The organism is Halomonas sp. AOP43-A1-21, assembly GCF_052376775.1.
GTDB classification, from domain to species: Bacteria; Pseudomonadota; Gammaproteobacteria; order Pseudomonadales; family Halomonadaceae; genus Vreelandella; species Vreelandella colorata.
Window position 1 is genome coordinate 1 of the sequence record NZ_JBQSWC010000090.1, and the last position, 974, is coordinate 974.

The 974-nt window shown below is 35.5% G+C and carries 2 protein-coding genes; both read left to right on the plus strand.

What is annotated here, in order from left to right:
• Nucleotides 1–328 (plus strand): hypothetical protein (locus ACT3R7_RS20665; protein WP_496199459.1); only part of this gene is annotated, 328 nt, incomplete at its 5' end.
• Nucleotides 318–749, plus strand: a complete 432-nt coding sequence (locus tag ACT3R7_RS20670; protein ID WP_193090900.1) for a hypothetical protein — start codon at nt 318–320, stop codon at nt 747–749. The genes ACT3R7_RS20665 and ACT3R7_RS20670, both read left to right, overlap by 11 nt.
• The last annotated feature ends 225 nt before the right edge of the window (nt 750–974 follow it).

The window sequence follows — 974 nt, forward strand, 5'->3', positions numbered from 1 at the left end:
AGACATGTTTAGAGGATATACAGAGCCCCAAGAACATAGAGACAAACTGTCTGTGAAAATTTCAGTGAATGAAGGCAATTCAGTGTGGTCTTTTCGCAGTCACTCATTAGACAGAAAGTTCTGCGCTCGAATAACCCATAAGGAGTGGCTTGAGAGTTATCAAAATGGGTTGATACAAGCAATTGGACCAAAAGACGTTATCGAAGCAGATATTTCTTATGACATTTATACGCCTCCGAAAGGAAAGGGACAGCCACAAATAAGAAATGCTCGGATAAAAGAAATTCTAGATGTGCACCGAGATAATGGTCATCAATATGAGTTATGAGCCAACTAAGCTTGAAATAAAGTCCATATACGCTGATTTAAAAACTGAATTTATTTATATAGCTATTCCCTTCATGCTTCTCATTGGTGTGAGGCTTTATATAGGTACGTGGAAAGATATAGTTCTATCTCCAGATTGGTCTCTGGCATCATGTTTAATATTTGGCCAAATAACATCGAAAGTTTCTAAAGCGGTAGCAAGCACAAGCAGTTCAATTAAGACCAGTCAGCAGTATTTTGGTTTATATACAGCAAAACGATTTTTATTTGTTGTGATTGCAGTCGCATTTTATTTTGGTATGCTTGCAAAGCCAACTATGGGGTTAGGTTGCGCTCAGATAATATTATTTTTCATAGCAAGTTATTTTCATTTTTCAGATGGTTTTACAACAAGTTTGTTGCAAAGGCATAGTGTTAAATGATTTGAAAATAAAGCTAAGGTGAAATTTATTTGATTGTTGTAACTTCATCCGTTGTTAAACAATTAATTGGGAAGGCTTAAAGGGATGTGAAATAAATTTTAACCTTGAGTTTGTGTAGTCATCCATGTGATAATTTTGAGTAACAATATAAGGTGGTTTTGAATTTGGTCTTTTTAATTCCTTACATCGCATTTCTTTACGGTGCAGCGTATAGCGTTCAGCAGG

Excerpts from the sequence above, each read along its gene's own strand:
- ACT3R7_RS20670 (WP_193090900.1), top strand. The coding sequence starts at position 318 with ATGAGTTATGAGCCAACTAAGCTTGAAATAAAGTCCATATACGCTGAT.